This is a genomic window from Flavobacterium sp. NLM, assembly GCF_002210235.1.
GTDB classification, from domain to species: Bacteria; Bacteroidota; Bacteroidia; order Flavobacteriales; family Flavobacteriaceae; genus Flavobacterium; species Flavobacterium panici.
The window spans coordinates 119,961-136,317 of sequence record NZ_LIAC01000005.1; the positions used below are offsets into that span (position 1 = coordinate 119,961).

The following is a 16,357-nucleotide window of genomic DNA, read 5'->3' on the forward strand; positions in this document are numbered from 1 at the left end:
TTGTGAATTCAATTCATGACTATCTTTATATTTCTAAAAACCACAGCAAATCATGAGTCAGAATGTTTTCACTTTAATAAATCCGCAAAATGGAAATTTAGCTTTTAAATTACTGCCATTTGATGACAACAGCCATTTTGATCATTTACAGCGAAATAATTTTTTCTCATTAATTTGGGTTATCAAAGGAAGAGGTAAAGTAAAAGCCGATTTTGCCGAACATCAATTTGAAGAAAATTCACTCCTCGCCTTTTCTCCTTATCAGCCTTTTATGCTTTGCGTAAACGAACCAATTGAAGGAATTGCGATTCATTTTCACCCTGATTTTTTCTGCATTCATATGCATCAAAAAGAAGTTTCCTGCAACGGTGTTTTATTCAACAATGTTTACCAGCCGCCTTATACCAAAGTTACAGAACAAGCAGCGCAGACTTTTGCAATGGTTTTAGATCAAATGAAAACTGAAATTCAAAATGCAGAATTAGCCCAATACGAATTGCTTATTTCGTATTTAAAAATCTTTTTAATAACGGCTTCCCGATTAAAAACAGAACAATTAGAAGAAATGAAGTCCGTTCCGGATTCAAAAGAACCTGTGATTCTTCAAAATTTAAAAGATGCTATTGAACTCAACTTCAAAACCAAACATTCGGCGGGAAATTATGCTGATTTACTGAATATTTCACCTAAAGCATTGGCGAAATTATCCAAGAATTATTTCAATAAAACCTTAACTGATTTAATTGCCGAAAGAATTATTATTGAAGCCAAAAGAGAGTTATACATGACCAATAAAACGGTAAAAGAAATCGCTTATGAATTGGGTTATGACGATGAACATTATTTCAGCCGATTTTTTAAAACAAATGCCGATGTTTCGCCGCAAATTTATCGTGAAACAGTAGGCTTTGGAAAAATGGAAGCTTAGTTTAGAGTTACAGTTTTCAGTCTCAATCTGCTGATTACTGTAAACTGTTACTGATTACTTATTTTTCGCTTCTATCCATTTTGACATGTACATTGTACTTTTATAAGCATGATGCTGCAATAAATTCCCCATAAAATTATGAAGACGATGGCTTTTGGAATCCACTAATAATAAATTTACAAAAGACACTAATTCATCTGAATATTTATCTTTCTGATAACATTCATTAATAATGGCAATACCGTTTTTTTGAGCTTGTTTCCAAAGATTTTCATCCTGATAAAGTTCAATTGCTTTTTTAGCAAATTCAGATGCATCATCTTCAATAAATCCATTCCAAGGTAAATTAGCATGCATAGCTTCTGAACCAATTGAAGTCGTTACACTTGACGTTCCGCATTGCATGGCTTCTAATAATTTTCCTTTTAAACCAGCTCCAAAACGAATTGGCGCCAAAACAACTCTGGCATTTTTTACCACTTCATTTGCATCTTCTGCCCTTCCCATAATAAAAAATCCATTTTTGGGCTGATGCAATTGCAATACTTTTTGCGACGGATAAGCGCCATAAACTTCTAAAACAGCTTCGGGAAAATCTTTTTTTATCGAAGGCCAAATCACTTCTCTTAAATACTGAACTGTGTTCCAATTGGGTTCGTGAAGAAAATTTCCAATAAAAACAAAATTCTTGCGATCTTCAAATAAAGGTAATTTCGAAAGATCATTCTCAGACATTTTATCAACCAAAAAAGGAAGATAGAAAAGTAAATCTTTATTTATTCTAAAAACATCTTGCAGAATATTCATTTCAAATTCAGAAATAATCAGGGATAAATCGCATCTTAAAATACTGGCGATTTCTCGTTTTGCAACTTCTTCAGAAAATAAATCTGCTATTTCAAAATTCCGATTTTCTTTAAAAGCTTTCTGCCTTGCAGTTCGCAGACAATGTAAATCTTCGGTATCTAAAATTCTGATCGCATTTGGACAGTTTTCTGTCACACGCCATCCAAATTGCTCCTCAATCATAAAACGATCAAACAAAACGACATTTGGATTTAATTCGATTATAAAATCATCAAAACTCGCAGAATTGAGTTCGATACTTTTTTTTGTAACTACAAATTCAGACAAATCAACCATAAAATCACTGTCCAGAGCCGCACTTACAAATGTTATTTCAAATCCATTTTCTTTAAAAATAGAAATTAACTGCATCATCCTTCCGCCTGCTGCTGAAGAATTTGGCTCAGGCCAGACAAACCCAATTATGAGAAGTTTTTTTAGCTGATTCATCGTTATTTATTTTAACATACAAAATAATGCTTTTTTCAGCGCAATCGCACGACATTTCCTGACTTTTAGTAATAAAAATCACTAATTTTGCAAGAATTAAATGCTGGGAAATTATGTTGGGATTAAAATTAGCTACAGACCCTCGCTGGGTCAATATCGTCGAGTCAAATATTGAAGAAATTTTAACTGATCATGCATGGTGCGAACAAAAAGCAGCCTCAAACGCAATCAGTATTGTGACTTACAACTCTGAATTAGAAGAATTAGTGACCGAAATGCTTGTAATTGCCCGCGAAGAGCTGGAACATTTGCAAATGGTTCATGATGTTATAAAAAAACGCGGTCTAACTTTAGGACGCGAACGAAAAGACCATTATGTAAATGAGCTTTTTAAATTCATGAAAAAAGACGGAAGCCGACGCGACGCCCTTTGCGACCGTTTATTATTTTCGGCCATGATCGAAGCTCGCAGCTGTGAGCGTTTTAAAGTACTTTCTGAAAATATAAAAGACGAAGAATTAGCTAAATTTTATCGCGATTTAATGATTTCTGAAGCCGGACATTACACTACTTTTTTAGGATTCGCCAGAAAATACCAGGACAATATCGACATCGATAAACGATGGAAAGAATGGATTGAATATGAAGGTTCTATCATTACCAATTATGGTAAATCAGAAACCGTTCACGGATAAATTACGCTCTTTTTTCACTCTATTATTTAAACACCACAAATTGCTATGCAAAAAAGTAAATCCAGATCAATCGTATTAAAAATTGCGAAGTATTTAGGAATAACTTTCGCTGTTATTTTAGCACTATTATTTTTAACGCCAATCGTTTTTGAAGATCAGATCAAAGAACAGATCAAAAAAACAGCCAACGAAAGATTAAGCGCAGAATTGAATTATTCTGATGTTTCGGTTTCATTTTTTCGTCATTTTCCATCACTGACTTTAACCTTAGACAATTTGAGTCTTAACGGTTCAGCGCCATACAAAAACGAAAAATTCATTACAGCAAAAGAGGTTTCTTTTGGAATAAACGTAGCCAGTTTAATTTTTAGTAAATCGGTAAAAATTGACCAGATTTATTTATCTGATTCGTTTATCAATGTAAAAGTTAATCCAAACGGAGAAGCGAATTACAACATTTACAAATCGCAGGCAAAAGCCACAGAAACAAAAGACAGTACAGATACTGCTTTAAAATTAGAACGAATTGAAATTTTAAACAGCAAAATTATCTATGATGACAAATCAACAAAAGTTCATTTTGACGCTTTAGGCTTTAATTATTTAGGAAAAGGCGATTTGAATAAGGCTGTTTTCGATTTATCTTCAAAAGCAAAAATTGAAAAATTAAATATCATCTATGAAGATGAGCCGTATTTAATGAATAAAAAAATTGATGCCGATTTAATTACCAAAGTAGACATCAACTCGCTGTCCTTTTTCTTCCAGCAGAACAACTTAAAAATCAATCAGCTTTTGGTCGATTTTAAAGGGAAGTTCGATATTTTAAAAGATGGTTACAATATGGATTTTGTCATTAAATCTGATAACAGTGATTTGTACGATGTATTTACAGCTTTTCCTCCAAAGTATATTACATGGCTTTCTAAAACAGAATTAAAAGGAAATACGACTTTGCTTTTTACTTTAAAAGGAGATTATATTACTTCGCAAAATATTGCTCCAGATTTAAATCTTGACGTAAAAATCGACAACGGATTTGTGAATTATAACAAAAGTGCATTTCCGGTTACTAATTTAAATCTTGAAGTTAAAACAAAAGTTCCGTCTTTAAATCCGGATCTTTTAACTGTTGATGCTAAAAACTTATCCTTAAACATTAACAAGGATTATATAAAATCGAAATTCTTTGTAAAAGGTGCAAACACACCAGAAATCAATGCCGATTTTAAAGCTAAAATTGATCTTAGTAAACTAACAAAAGCACTGGGAATTCCAGATGTTGAATTAAAAGGTTCTTTAGCAGGAGATATTCAGGCGAATGGGAAATTCGATCAAAAAAACAAACTTTTCCCTGTTACAAAAGGTGTTTTTGATTTAGAAAATGGATATGTAAAAACAAAATATTACCCAAACCCGATCACTAATATTACGATAAAATCTAAAATCGACAATCAAAAAGGAACTTTTGACGATTTAAAAATAAAGCTAAAACCGGCTCAATTTACTTTTGAAGGAAAACCTGTTTTTGTAGAAGCTGATCTAAGTGATTTTAATGATTTAGCTTACGATATTAAAGCAAAAGGAGAACTGGATGTAAACAGAATCTATAAAGTTTTCTCTCAAAAAGGATTAGATCTGGATGGTTTCGTAAAAGCTGATTTAGTTTTAAAAGGAAAACAAAGCGATGCCGAAAAAGGAAACTACAACAAATTATATAACAAAGGAACGCTTGAGTTAAGAAACATTGGCATTGCGTCTGAGTATCTTCCTAAAAAATTCATTATTAAAGAAGGAATTTTCAAAATCAATCAGGATAAAATGTCTTTTAATAATTTCACAGCTGCTTACGGACAATCTGATTTTAAAATGAATGGTTATCTGCAAAATGTTTTCAATTACGCAACCACAAATACAGGTGTTTTAAAAGGTTCTTTTAATGTTTCGGCACGATATATTAATGTTGATGAATTTATGTCGAATACATCAGCAAATACTTCTGTAACAAAAAACTCAGCTCCAAAACCAGAAACAAAAACGGAAGCTGCACAAACTGGCGTTATTATTATTCCAACAAACCTGAATTTACAATTATTGGCTAATGCACAAAAAGTAAATTTCGACAAATTAAACCTTCAAAATGCAACGGGTCATTTAACCATGAACAAAGGTAAATTGACAATGCAGAATACAGGGTTTGATTTAATTGGCTGTAAGGTTGCTATGAATGCGAATTATCAGGCTGTAACACCGCAAAAAGCAAATTTTGATTACGCTATAAAAGCATCAGATTTTGATATTAAAAGAGCCTACAACGAAATAGAAGTTTTTAGAAAAATGGCAAGCGCTGCCGAAAAAGCGCAGGGAATTGTTTCTTTAGATTATCAATTAAAAGGTCGCTTAAACGGAAATATGGAGCCTGTTTATCCTTCGCTTGTTGGCGGTGGAACACTTTCTGTAAAAGATGTAAAAGTACGAGGATTAAAAATGTTTAATGCGGTAAGTAAACAGACAAGTTCTGAATCGATGAAAAATCCCGATGTTTCAAAAGTAGATATCAAAAGTACGATCAAAAACAATATCATGACCGTAGAACGCTTTAAATTTAAGTTTGCAGGCTTTAGACCAAGAATTGAAGGCACAACAAGCTTAGACGGAAAATTGAATTTAAAAATGCGCTTAGGTTTACCTCCATTAGGAATATTTGGAATTCCGTTAACTGTTACCGGAACTCAGGATAATCCTAAAGTAAAAGTGGGACGTAAAACTGAGGATTTAGAGGAGACTAAGGATACTGAATAAGTTAAATTCCAAATTTAGAAATTCCAAATTCCAATTCTTCTCAGCTTAGAATAAATCTTATAGACCTTTGTCAAAATTTAAAACTTTGACAAAGGTTTTTTTTTGCAATCTTGTCATTGCGAGGAACGAAGCAACCGAACAATGATCAATAATTGATTTAGCATGTGAGATTGCTTCGTTCCTCGCAATGGCTAAAAACAAAAAACCCGATCTTTTCAGAACGGGTTTTTTATAAAAAGTAAATCTTGTTAATTATGCCTCGAAAGGAATAATAGAAACATAAGATTTGTTATCTCTTTTCTTTTGGAACTTAACAACTCCAGCTACTCTTGCGTGTAGTGTGTGATCTTTACTAATGTAAACATTTTCACCTGGATTGTGTTTTGAACCTCTTTGTCTAACGATGATGTTCCCAGCAATAGCAGCTTGTCCACCATAAATCTTAACGCCTAAACGTTTTGATTCTGATTCTCTACCATTCTTCGAACTACCGACACCTTTCTTGTGAGCCATGACGTATGAGTTTAAATATTGTTATTATTCTTTAGTAGCTTCTTTTTTCGCTTTAGGAGCTGCTGCTTTTTTCACTTTAGGAGCTTCTACTTCTTCAGTAGCTGCTTCTTCTGCTACAACCGCTTTTTTAGCTGCTGCTTTTTTAGTTCCTCCTGCTGCAGTAATACCTTCAATTACAATTTGTGTAAGATATTGTCTGTGACCATTTCTTTTTTTGTATCCTTTTCTTCTTTTCTTTTTGAAAACGATAACTTTATCACCTTTTAAGTGTTGTAACACTTTAGCTTCTACTGAAGCACCTTCTATAGCTGGGGCGCCTAAAGTTACATTTCCATTATCATCTAATAAAAGAACTTTGTCAAAAGAAACTTTTGAACCTTCTTCATTAGCTAAACGGTGAACATAAACCTTTAAGTCTTTGCTTACTTTAAATTGTTGCCCTGCTATCTCTACGATTGCATACATACCAAATTGATTTATTGATTTTTAAGGTTGCAAATATACAACTAAAAATTTACTGTGCAATCTCTTATACTAAAAATATTTCAAGTAGTTTAACCGTTGTTTTTCAAGGCTTTTTAAAGAGAATTCCACTTCAATTAGAGGTAAAAGATTGTTAAATTGCAATCAAAACAAAGATAAACACGTAAATGATAATTAAAAAAAGTTATTTTTGATGTAACTATAATCAATTCTTGGCTGCCTGCCATTTTACAGGTAATATAAATTTTATTAATCTTTATGAAAAATTCAATAATGATGTTAAGTGCAGCACTAATGCTTGGCGGAGTAGCTCATACTCAAAAGGTGGCTTTTGAAGAATACAATTTAGATAACGGCATGCATGTTATTCTGCATAACGATCCTTCGGCACCCGTAGTTATTACTTCTGTAATGTATCATGTGGGTTCAAAAGACGAACGTCCGGATCGTACTGGTTTTGCACATTTCTTTGAACATTTATTATTTGAAGGAACTCAAAATATAAAACGCGGCGAATGGATGAAAATCGTTACCGCAAATGGCGGAGTCAACAATGCTAATACATCTGACGACAGAACGTATTATTATGAAGTTTTTCCATCAAACAATTTAGAATTGGGTTTATGGATGGAATCTGAAAGATTAATGCATCCAATTATCAATAAAATTGGTGTTGACACGCAAAACGAAGTTGTAAAAGAAGAAAAAAGAATGCGTTACGACAATCAGCCTTATGGGAACATTCTTCCTGAGGTTAAAAAGAATATGTTTAAAAATCATCCGTATCGCTGGACAACTATCGGTTCTATGAAAGATTTGGATGCTGCAACTTTGGAAGAATTTCAGGCCTTCAATAAAAAATTCTATACACCAAATAATGCGGTTTTAGTAATTGCAGGAGATTTTGACAAAACAAAAGCTAAAGAATGGGTTCAGAAATATTTTGGACCAATTCCAAAAGGTGAAGATGTTAAAAAACAAACTTATACTGAAGAGCCAATTACACAAACCATTAAAGCAACTTACGAAGATCCGAATATTCAGATTCCAATGGTTGTGGCTTCTTATAGAACGCCGTCTATGAAAACAAGAGACGCCAGAGTTTTAGATTTGATTTCATCGTATTTAAGCGACGGAAAAAGCTCTAAATTGTACAAAAAAATTGTCGACGACAAAAAAATGGCGCTTCAAATTGGTGCTGTTGGTTTTAGTCAGGAAGATTACGGAACTTATATATTGTATGGATTGCCAATGGCGCCAAATACTACAGCCGATATTTTAAAAGAAATGGATGAAGAAATCGTAAAACTTCAAACCGATTTGATTTCTGAGAAAGATTACGAAAAATTACGAAACAAATTCGATAATAATTTTGTGAATGCAAATGCAAGCGTAGAAGGAATTGCAGAAAATCTGGCTTCGTATTATTTACTTTATGGAGACGTAAATTTAATTAATACCGAAATTGATATTTACCATTCTATTACGAGAGAAGAAATTAGAGAAGTAGCCAAGAAGTATCTAAACCCTAATCAGAGATTAATTTTAGATTACATTCCTACCCCAAAATCTCAGAACTAAGAATATCGAATCATGAAAAATCTACATACATTTTTAATCATTTTATTCCTAACTGGAATTATGCAAGCACAAGATCGTCCACAACCAAAACCAGGAAATCCGCCTGTAGTTAATATTAAAAAACCTCAAACCTTTGTTTTGGCAAACGGTATGAAAGTTCTGGTTGTCGAAAACCATAAATTACCAAGAGTAAGTTTTAACCTTACACTGGACAATGCTCCTTTTACAGAAGGAAACAAAAAAGGTGTTGATGAATTAACCAGCAGTTTAATTGGTAACGGAACTAAAAAAACTGCAAAAGAAGCTTTTAATGAAGAAATTGATTTCTACGGAGCAAACATCAATTTTACATCACAAGGTGCTTTTGCAAGTTCACTATCCAAATATTCAGGACGTGTTTTAGAGCTTTTAGCCGAAGGCGCTTTACAGCCAAATTTCACGCAGACTGAATTTGACAAGGAAAAAGCAAAATTACTGGAAGGGCTTAAAGCCGATGAAAAAAGCGTTCCGGCAATTGCAAATCGTGTTGTTGATGTTTTAGCCTTTGGAAAAAATCATCCTAATGGTGAATACCTTTCTGAAGAAACCGTAAAAAATGTAACGCTTGAAGACGTTCAAAAAAATTACGCTACTTATTTTGTACCTGAAAATGCTTATTTAGTTATTATTGGAGATGTTAAGTTTAAAGAAACTAAAACTGCCGTAGAAAAACTTTTTGGCGGATGGAAAAAACAAGCCGCTCCAAAAAATACGTATCCAAATCCTGAAAATGCCTCTAAACTTCAAATTGATTTTGTAGATGTTCCAAATGCAGTTCAGTCAGAAATTTCGCTGGTAAATACTATAAATTTAAAAATGAGTGATCCTGATTTTTTCCCTGCAGTAATTGCAAATCAAATTTTAGGAGGTGATTTCAACAGTTATTTAAACATGAATTTACGCGAACAACACGCGTGGACTTATGGCGCAAATTCAAGCATTGGAAGCGGAAAATATGTAACTAAATTCAAAGCTTCGTCTGCGGTTCGTAATGCGGTAACAGACAGCGCAGTTGTTCAGTTTATAAAAGAAATTAAAAGAGTTCGTACTGAAAGAGTTGATCCAGAAGTTTTAAGAAATGTAAAAGCAGGATATATTGGCCGCTTTGTAATGCAGGTAGAAAAACCTCAGGCTGTGGCGCGTTATGCTTTAAACATTGAAACAGAAAAACTTCCGGCTGATTTCTACGAAAAATACATTCAGACGATTACAAACGTAACTGCTGATGATATTTATCGTGTAGCAAACAAATACTTTTTACTTGACAACATGCGAATTGTTGTGGTTGGAAAAGGTTCTGACGTGATTTCTGGTTTAGAAAAACTTCAAATTCCGATTTTTTATTTTGATAAATACGGAAATCCAATTGAAAAACCAGCTGTTAAAAAAGAAGCTCCAACAGGAATTACAGCAAAAACGGTTTTCGAAAATTACATCAAAGCTATTGGCGGAGAAAAAGCCGTATCTGCCGTAAAAACACTTTATATGGACGGAACAACAAAAGTTCCGCAAGCTCCGGCTCCGTTGACTTTTACTTCAAAACTGGATTCTAAAGGAAAAATGATGATTTCTCTTTCTATGGGAACTATGAATTTGATGAAACAGGTTGTAAATGATAAAGGTGCTTACATCGAGCAGCAAGGAAAACGTAAAAACCTTGAAGGCGATGATCTTAAAGAAATGAAAGCAAACGCCGCTCCTTTTGAAGAATTACAATTAGTAAAAAGAACAGATCTTAAAGTTGACAGCATTGAACCAATTAACGGAAGCGATGCTTATGCTATAAAAGATGGCAACACAACTCATTATTATGATGTGAAATCTGGATTGAAAGTAGCAAAATCAAAAATTCGTGAACAAGACGGAAAATCGGTTACGCAAATAACAAACTTCAACGATTACAGAGAAGTAAAAGGCGTAAAAGTTCCTTTTAATTTGGTTCAAAATGTAGGTTTTGAATTAGATATCAAAATGACAGATATCAAGATTAACGAAGGGGTTTCTGATGCAGATTTTCTTTAGGAAGGTTCAAAGTTGCAAAGAAACAAAGGGACAACGGTTCTGAGATTCTGAGTTGCTAAAGTTTTTTTCTCATAGGCTTTGTCAAAGTTTAAAACTTTGACAAAGCTTTTTTAATTTAAACAACCCCAAAGTTTGTCATTTCGACCGAAGGGAGAAATCGCACACGGGATTCTACAAAGATTGACGACATTCTTTGCGGAGCTTCTAGTGCGATTTCTCCCTTCGGTCGAAATGACAAAACAAAGTCGACGCTCTTTGCGCCCTTCAACTTCGCTCAGGGTGACATGTGAATAATCTATTAAGCATTGACATTGCTTTGTCAGGCTGAGCGAAGTCGAAGCCCCGTTCCAATTGGCACGCCCTTCGACTTGGCTCAGGATAGCAGCTCTTTTAAAAACAAGAAAGGCCGTCAATTACGACAGCCTTTCTTGTTTTGATTATTCAACATCCAGATAAGGGTTCAGAATTTCGGCTAATTCATTCAGCCAATAAAAACCATCCTGAAGATTCATTTTTTCGGTTTCCATTGTTTCGCAATCCCGCATTATACTTAAGGCAAGTATATAATTTACTTTTCGAATGGTTTTTGCCATAAGTTTAGGATCGATTGAATTGTTGAAAAAATGATTTAATCTCAATTCTGTTTCTTTTGAAAGGGTGCTTGTGTTCATAATCTTAAATTTTAGGGAAAATAAAACCCGCATGACTTAGCTGTCCTACGCATTTAAGAAAGCGTTGCAGTTGTTTCCAATACCGCCAGCATACCACACGGGCAAAGAGTTTTGCAGAGTTCATAATCTTAAATTTTAGGACTCCAAAGATATCAAAAAATAAAAGAAAATTACTACAAATTATATATTTCCTCAAAGTTTGTCATTTCGACCGAAGGGAGAAATCGCACACGGGATTCGACAAAGATTGGCGACATTCTATACGGAGTTTCTAGTGCGATTTCTCCCTTCGGTCGAAATGACAAAACTTCGTCTAAAAAACCTTATCGCTTTTTTTTGTCAGGCTCATCAATATCGATGCTCTTTGCGCCCTTCGACTTCGCTCAGGGTGACATATAAATAAAATTTCACTTCGGTTCTGCTTTGTCAGGCTGAGCGAAGTCGAAACTTTTGCAGCTCGTTTTTTATTCTATTTTTATATAATTTCTAAATTTTCTAAAAAGTATTTCTTCTTGACATCTGTAAATAAACCAAAACCATAAAACAACAACAGGAATTAAAAAAAAACTCCATAATGGTGTTTTATCACTACTCAAAAATGAAACGATAAATGTAAGAGTTGGCAAAATTCCAGCAAAATAAAGTTCAACGCGGAGTTTGGTATTCAAATCGATTATGGTTTTTCCATTTTTTAATTCGGTCAACTTTCCAAAGCCTCTTATTCCCTCAAAATATCCAGGATTTGAATTGAGAATAAAAGTTCCTACAGAGATTTTAGAGAGAATTTTAAAATCATTTTCAGAAATCCATTCAAATTTAAATTTCCGTTCAGTTACAATTTGAATCTTTTCTTTTAACTCAGTGATTGAACCGTTAAATTCTATTGATTCTTTCAAAAGTATTTTTTCAATTAACTTTTTCATTATTTTTTAGCCGATAAATAAACTCCAATCAAAATAATAAAAGCGCCAAAAAACTGAATTGGTGTAAGCATTTCATTATCTAATAATCCCCAGAAAAAAGCAACAATAGGAATTAAATAAGTAACCGAAGTTGCAAAAACCGGAGACGAAATCTGAATTAGTTTAAAGAACAAAACATTGGCAATTCCGGTTCCTAAAATACCTAAAATCATTACAAAGAAAATAGAATGCTGTGTTGCTTCAAAAGTCAGTTTTTGAGAAATATCTGTTGTGCTCAAAATAATTAAAGCCGGGATTAATAAAACGGCAAAATTTCCTGTTGTAATGCTTACTGAATTTAAATCAGGAAGATATCTTTTAATCAAATTAACATTTATTGCATAACAAAGAGTTGCAATTACAACCAGTCCAACATAATAGTAGTTTTGCCCAGGATGTGCCGATGCTCCGCTTAAAACCAAAAGCAAACATCCAATTAAGCCAACAAAAACCCCTAAAACCTGTCGTTTTTGAAATTGGATTCCAAAAATAAGTATTCCTAAAACTAATGTATTTAAAGGCGTAAGCGAATTTAAAATGGCCACAATTGAGCTGTCAACTTCGGTCTCTGCAATTGCAAAAAGAAAAGCTGGCGTAAAAGTGCCAAAAAAAGAAGTCAAAGCAACAAATTTCCACTGTGAGCGCGATATCTTCTTTAAACTTTTAAAACCGACAATCAATAAAAAAAGAGCTGCAAAAATAATTCGGAAAGATCCAACCTGAATTGCGGTCAAACCTACTAATCCTCTTTTGATTAAAATAAAAGAACTTCCCCAAATTAGTGACAATACTAGCAAGTAAGCCCACTTTAACTGTTTTGCATCCATAAAAAGTATTTTACTGCAAATTTGTACTATTTTTACGAATTAGCCTCTTCATTTTTAGTAATTTTGCAAAGAAAATTATTAGTAAATTAAACTCTTATAATATGAAATTCACAAAAATCATAGCTTCATTAGCAATTGCAAGTTTAGTATTCGTAAGCTGTAAAAAAGAAGAAGACAAAAGTTTAGCAGTAATAAATGCTGAAAAAACTACTCCAAAAGAACACAAACCAATTGCTGCCGAAAACGTACAAACAGCAAGTTTTAATATTGAAGGTATGACTTGTGCGGTTGGATGTGCGAAAACTATCGAAACGGAATTATCTAATTTAGAAGGTGTAGAAAAAGCAACTGTTGATTTTGATAAAAAAACAGCAACTGTTACATTCGATAAAACGGTTCAAAACTCTGAATCATTGACTAAAGTTGTTCAGGAAACCGGAGACGGAAAAACATATAAAGTTTCAAACTTTAAATCTTAATTTTAAAGTTTCTCCATCAAAAAGGCGTTCAAATTTGAACGCCTTTTTCATTTCTATTTTTTAGAGATTGGCAAAATTAAAAGCAGTATGAAATAAATATTGCCGTGAATTATTTTAAAAAAAAATATTAAGTAATTAAAATATGACTATAAAATATTTGCAACAATTAAGAGATAATCCAATTTCATATTCAAAAAACAACAAAGAACTTCAATTTAAAATAGAAGGAATCCCTGAATCAGAGATTCAACAATTAGAATTAACATGGAACAACGGCAATCTTTTTCCTCAGGTTCTAAAAGAGTTATTATTTTTAGCAGGTAACTTTTGTTATGTATGTGATTACGGACCTAATGATAGTCAGCAAGAAATGCAGGAATGGGTAAGAGAGCATCTGGAAGATAGTAATCGTTCCATAAATCGCCCTTTTTATGCCTTTGATGTATGGGGAGGTCTTAATTTTTTATTTATTTATCTAGACGAGGGAGATAATCCTAATGTCTTTCAAGCTTTACCATATTGTGATGATGATGACTGGATTATACCATTAACAAAAACAATACAAAATATCATAGAGATAGGCATTAATAGAGTTAAAATTGGGCAAAATCCATATTAGCCCGTCATTAAACAAAAGCATTCCGCTCGTGAACACAAAGAAATTTGTTCCATCAAAAAGGCGTTCAAAATTTGAACGCCTTTTTTATTATTTCTTATTTCCATTTTAATGTTTCCATTAATCGCTGCATATCATTTTTAATATAACTCGCCGCCGGCATTACAGAATCAAAATTTGGTTTTGCATAAAAATATACTGATCCTGTTATAAAATGTTTTGTACTGTCTGTAACGTAAAATTGAGAGTTTGTAGCCGCATTTCCATCTACTTGATAAAACATTCCGTAGACTTTCTTTTCGGTGTTTAAATACGGTTGTTCTAAAATATCATCGGCTTTAATAACGTGTTCGTAAGTCAGTTTTTGAGCATCTTTTAAAAGCTTTTCAATATCGCCGTGAACAGGTTTATAAGTTAAATAAATTGTCGCTTTCATTTTTGGATAAGTAATCGCAAATCCGCAGTCTTTTTCACCTTTAATAATGGCATCTTCATTCATCTGGAAAGCAAACGGACAATTATTTTCAAAATTGACATATTTGGCTTCTGGATAATCTAATCTAAGGAAACTTGCAGGTTTTGGCAAAACGTCGTCTTTACAGCTTACCACTGTTAATGTGAGCAAAATTACCGCGACCGAAATTATTCTTTTAAACATTTATTCTATTGTTACTTTTATTTGTTTTACACGCTTTTTATCAACGGTTTCTATTGTAAAAACACAGTTTTCAAAAGCTATTTTTTGATCTTTTTTAGGGAAATTCCCCAGGATTTCTAAAATAAATCCGGCCAGCGTTTCGGCTTCGCCTTTATGAGATTCAAATAGATCTTCGTCGACATCAACAATTCTATAGAAATCTTTAAGATTTATTTTTCCTTCAAAAAGAAAATTCTTTTCATCGATTTGAGAGAAATTTAAATTTTCATCATCAAATTCATCGCTTATATCCCCTACTATTTCTTCGATTATATCTTCTAAAGAAACCAAACCGGAAGTTCCGCCATATTCATCAACCACAATTGCGAGGTGACTTTTAAGGCTTTGGAAATCCTTTAATAAGTTATCCAGTTTTTTATTTTCGGGAACAAAAAATGCTTCTCTTATTAAGGATGCCCAGTCAAAACTCTCTTTGTCAATATGCGGCAATAAATCCTTAACAAACAAAACGCCTTCTATCTGGTCAATATTATCTCGATAAATGGGAATTCTCGAAAATCCTTTCTCGATTATTTTAGGATAAATAGCCGAAAATGGTTCTGTAATTTCCAATGCAAATATATCAATCCTCGGACTCATAACCTGCTTTGTATCTGTATTTCCAAAAGAAACAATTCCTTCTAATATTTTTTGCTCTTCTGTTGATGTTCCTTCAGAATCTGTTAATTCTAAAGCCTGAGAAAGCTGATTTATCGAAAAGCTGTTTTTTTGTTTTCCTAATTTATTATGCAAATATAAAGTAAGGCTGCGCATAGGCAAGCTTATTGGCGACAGTAATTTATCTAAAATAGAAATGGAATAAGCAAAACGTTTGGCAAATTTTATATTGTTTCGGCTTGCGTAAACCTTCGGTAAAACTTCTGCAAATAATAAGATAAGGAAAGTAACGAGAACTACTTCTAAAATAAATTTTAAAACAGGCGATTCGACTCCTGCAAAAATGTTCCTGCCAATAAAAGAGAACAGGATAACGACCCCAATATTTAAAAAATTATTGGCTACTAATAAGGTCGCTAAAAGTTTTTTGGGTTTATCTAAAAGGTCAGAAATAATTTTTCCTTTTGAAAGGTTTTCCTGAAGTGTGTCGTCAATATCTTTTTGGGACAAAGAAAAAAGTGCAACTTCGGCACCTGAAACAATTGCTGAAAGAAACAGCAAAATAAATATTCCGACAAAACCAATGATTAAATTGGTGTCTAAAATTGTAGTAAATAATAAACTGGGCTCCGGGTCCAAATTACATAAGATTAGTTAAACAATCAAAAAGGCAGATCATTAATGGGCAAGCCTTCGTTTGGCGCATCAAAGTTAGTGTTTTTTGCGGATTCCTGATCGTGGTTTGGCCTATGATTTCCCGTTTCTTTTTTGGTAGTCAGAAAAGTAAATTCTGTAACCTGAATTTCTGTTGTATATTTTGTCGTACCATCTTCAGCCTGCCATTGTCTGGATTTGATACGGCCTTCAACATATATTTTATCACCTTTAGATAGGTATTTTTCGCAAATTTCGGCAGCTTTATTACGCACAACCAAATTATGCCATTCTGTAGATGTTATTTTTTCATTGGTCGTTTTGTTAATATAAACTTCATTAGTAGCAAGCTGAAAGCGTCCAATACAGTTCCCTCCATCAAAATAATGCATTTTTACATCATCGCCTAAATGACCAATAAGCATAACCTTATTTAATGTTCCATTCATAATTAATAGTGGTATTTCTACCAAA

General features: G+C 33.1%; 16 protein-coding genes. 7 read left to right on the forward strand and 9 right to left on the reverse strand.

What is annotated here, in order from left to right:
- Positions 1 to 52 precede the first annotated feature (52 nt).
- Positions 53 to 928 (forward strand): helix-turn-helix domain-containing protein, encoded by an 876-nt coding sequence (locus tag APR43_RS07635; RefSeq protein ID WP_082356441.1) that lies wholly within the window; start codon positions 53 to 55, stop codon positions 926 to 928.
- Between the two features lie 54 nt (positions 929 to 982).
- Here the strand turns inward: APR43_RS07635 and APR43_RS07640 are convergent, their stop codons facing one another.
- Positions 983 to 2,224 carry a glycosyltransferase family 4 protein gene (locus tag APR43_RS07640; protein WP_053472564.1) on the reverse strand — a complete coding sequence of 414 codons (1,242 nt, stop codon included), beginning with the start codon at positions 2,222 to 2,224 and terminating at the stop codon, positions 983 to 985.
- Between the two features lie 113 nt (positions 2,225 to 2,337).
- Here APR43_RS07640 and APR43_RS07645 point away from each other — a divergent pair, with 113 nt between their 5' ends.
- Together APR43_RS07645 and APR43_RS07650 are read left to right on the forward strand one after the other, a co-directional pair.
- Positions 2,338 to 2,919, forward strand: coding sequence for a tRNA-(ms[2]io[6]A)-hydroxylase (locus APR43_RS07645; RefSeq protein ID WP_053472563.1), 582 nt, complete (start codon positions 2,338 to 2,340; stop codon positions 2,917 to 2,919).
- Between the two features lie 45 nt (positions 2,920 to 2,964).
- The gene (locus APR43_RS07650) at positions 2,965 to 5,721 is read left to right on the forward strand and encodes an AsmA-like C-terminal region-containing protein (RefSeq protein ID WP_053472562.1); all 2,757 of its coding nucleotides are present in this window, start codon (positions 2,965 to 2,967) and stop codon (positions 5,719 to 5,721) included.
- A gap of 252 nt (positions 5,722 to 5,973) precedes the next feature.
- Here APR43_RS07650 and rpmA read toward each other — a convergent pair whose 3' ends face one another.
- Together rpmA and rplU are read right to left on the reverse strand one after the other, a co-directional pair.
- Entirely contained in the window at positions 5,974 to 6,234 is a 261-nt protein-coding gene (rpmA, locus tag APR43_RS07655) for a 50S ribosomal protein L27 (RefSeq protein ID WP_012023622.1), read from the reverse strand.
- A 24-nt stretch (positions 6,235 to 6,258) separates the two neighbouring features.
- Positions 6,259 to 6,699 (reverse strand): 50S ribosomal protein L21, encoded by a 441-nt coding sequence (rplU, locus tag APR43_RS07660; RefSeq protein WP_053472561.1) that lies wholly within the window; start codon positions 6,697 to 6,699, stop codon positions 6,259 to 6,261.
- Between the two features lie 276 nt (positions 6,700 to 6,975).
- Here rplU and APR43_RS07665 point away from each other — a divergent pair, with 276 nt between their 5' ends.
- Positions 6,976 to 8,298, forward strand: a complete 1,323-nt coding sequence (locus APR43_RS07665; protein ID WP_053472560.1) for a M16 family metallopeptidase — start codon at positions 6,976 to 6,978, stop codon at positions 8,296 to 8,298.
- A gap of 12 nt (positions 8,299 to 8,310) precedes the next feature.
- The gene (locus tag APR43_RS07670) at positions 8,311 to 10,359 is read left to right on the forward strand and encodes a M16 family metallopeptidase (RefSeq protein WP_053472559.1); all 2,049 of its coding nucleotides are present in this window, start codon (positions 8,311 to 8,313) and stop codon (positions 10,357 to 10,359) included.
- Between the two features lie 437 nt (positions 10,360 to 10,796).
- On the opposite strand, the gene APR43_RS07675 is transcribed toward APR43_RS07670, so the two are convergent.
- The 3 genes from APR43_RS07675 to APR43_RS07685 all read right to left on the reverse strand — a co-directional run bounded on the left by APR43_RS07675 (position 10,797) and on the right by APR43_RS07685 (position 12,819).
- A complete protein-coding gene (locus APR43_RS07675) occupies positions 10,797 to 11,030 on the reverse strand; it encodes a hypothetical protein (protein WP_053472558.1) in 234 nt (77 codons plus the stop codon).
- 464 nt (positions 11,031 to 11,494) lie between these two features.
- Positions 11,495 to 11,953, reverse strand: coding sequence for a hypothetical protein (locus tag APR43_RS07680; RefSeq protein ID WP_053470133.1), 459 nt, complete (start codon positions 11,951 to 11,953; stop codon positions 11,495 to 11,497).
- Positions 11,953 to 12,819 carry a DMT family transporter gene (locus APR43_RS07685; protein WP_053470132.1) on the reverse strand — a complete coding sequence of 289 codons (867 nt, stop codon included), beginning with the start codon at positions 12,817 to 12,819 and terminating at the stop codon, positions 11,953 to 11,955. The genes APR43_RS07680 and APR43_RS07685 overlap by 1 nt, the downstream gene beginning before the upstream one ends.
- Positions 12,820 to 12,920: 101 nt before the next feature.
- On the opposite strand from APR43_RS07685, the gene APR43_RS07690 reads away from it, so the two are divergent.
- Together APR43_RS07690 and APR43_RS07695 are read left to right on the forward strand one after the other, a co-directional pair.
- On the forward strand, positions 12,921 to 13,298 hold the full coding sequence (locus APR43_RS07690; RefSeq protein WP_053470131.1) for a heavy-metal-associated domain-containing protein: 378 nt from the start codon (positions 12,921 to 12,923) through the stop codon (positions 13,296 to 13,298).
- A gap of 142 nt (positions 13,299 to 13,440) precedes the next feature.
- Positions 13,441 to 13,917 carry a hypothetical protein gene (locus tag APR43_RS07695; protein ID WP_053470130.1) on the forward strand — a complete coding sequence of 159 codons (477 nt, stop codon included), beginning with the start codon at positions 13,441 to 13,443 and terminating at the stop codon, positions 13,915 to 13,917.
- A gap of 94 nt (positions 13,918 to 14,011) precedes the next feature.
- Here the strand turns inward: APR43_RS07695 and gldD are convergent, their stop codons facing one another.
- Genes gldD through APR43_RS07710 form a run of 3 tightly spaced genes read right to left on the reverse strand, consistent with a single transcriptional unit; the run spans position 14,012 to position 16,332 of the window.
- Entirely contained in the window at positions 14,012 to 14,572 is a 561-nt protein-coding gene (gene gldD / locus APR43_RS07700) for a gliding motility lipoprotein GldD (protein ID WP_053470129.1), read from the reverse strand.
- The gene (locus APR43_RS07705) at positions 14,573 to 15,868 is read right to left on the reverse strand and encodes a gliding motility-associated protein GldE (protein WP_053470128.1); all 1,296 of its coding nucleotides are present in this window, start codon (positions 15,866 to 15,868) and stop codon (positions 14,573 to 14,575) included. It lies immediately after the preceding gene.
- 23 nt (positions 15,869 to 15,891) lie between these two features.
- Entirely contained in the window at positions 15,892 to 16,332 is a 441-nt protein-coding gene (locus APR43_RS07710; protein WP_053470127.1) for a single-stranded DNA-binding protein, read from the reverse strand.
- Positions 16,333 to 16,357 lie beyond the last annotated feature (25 nt).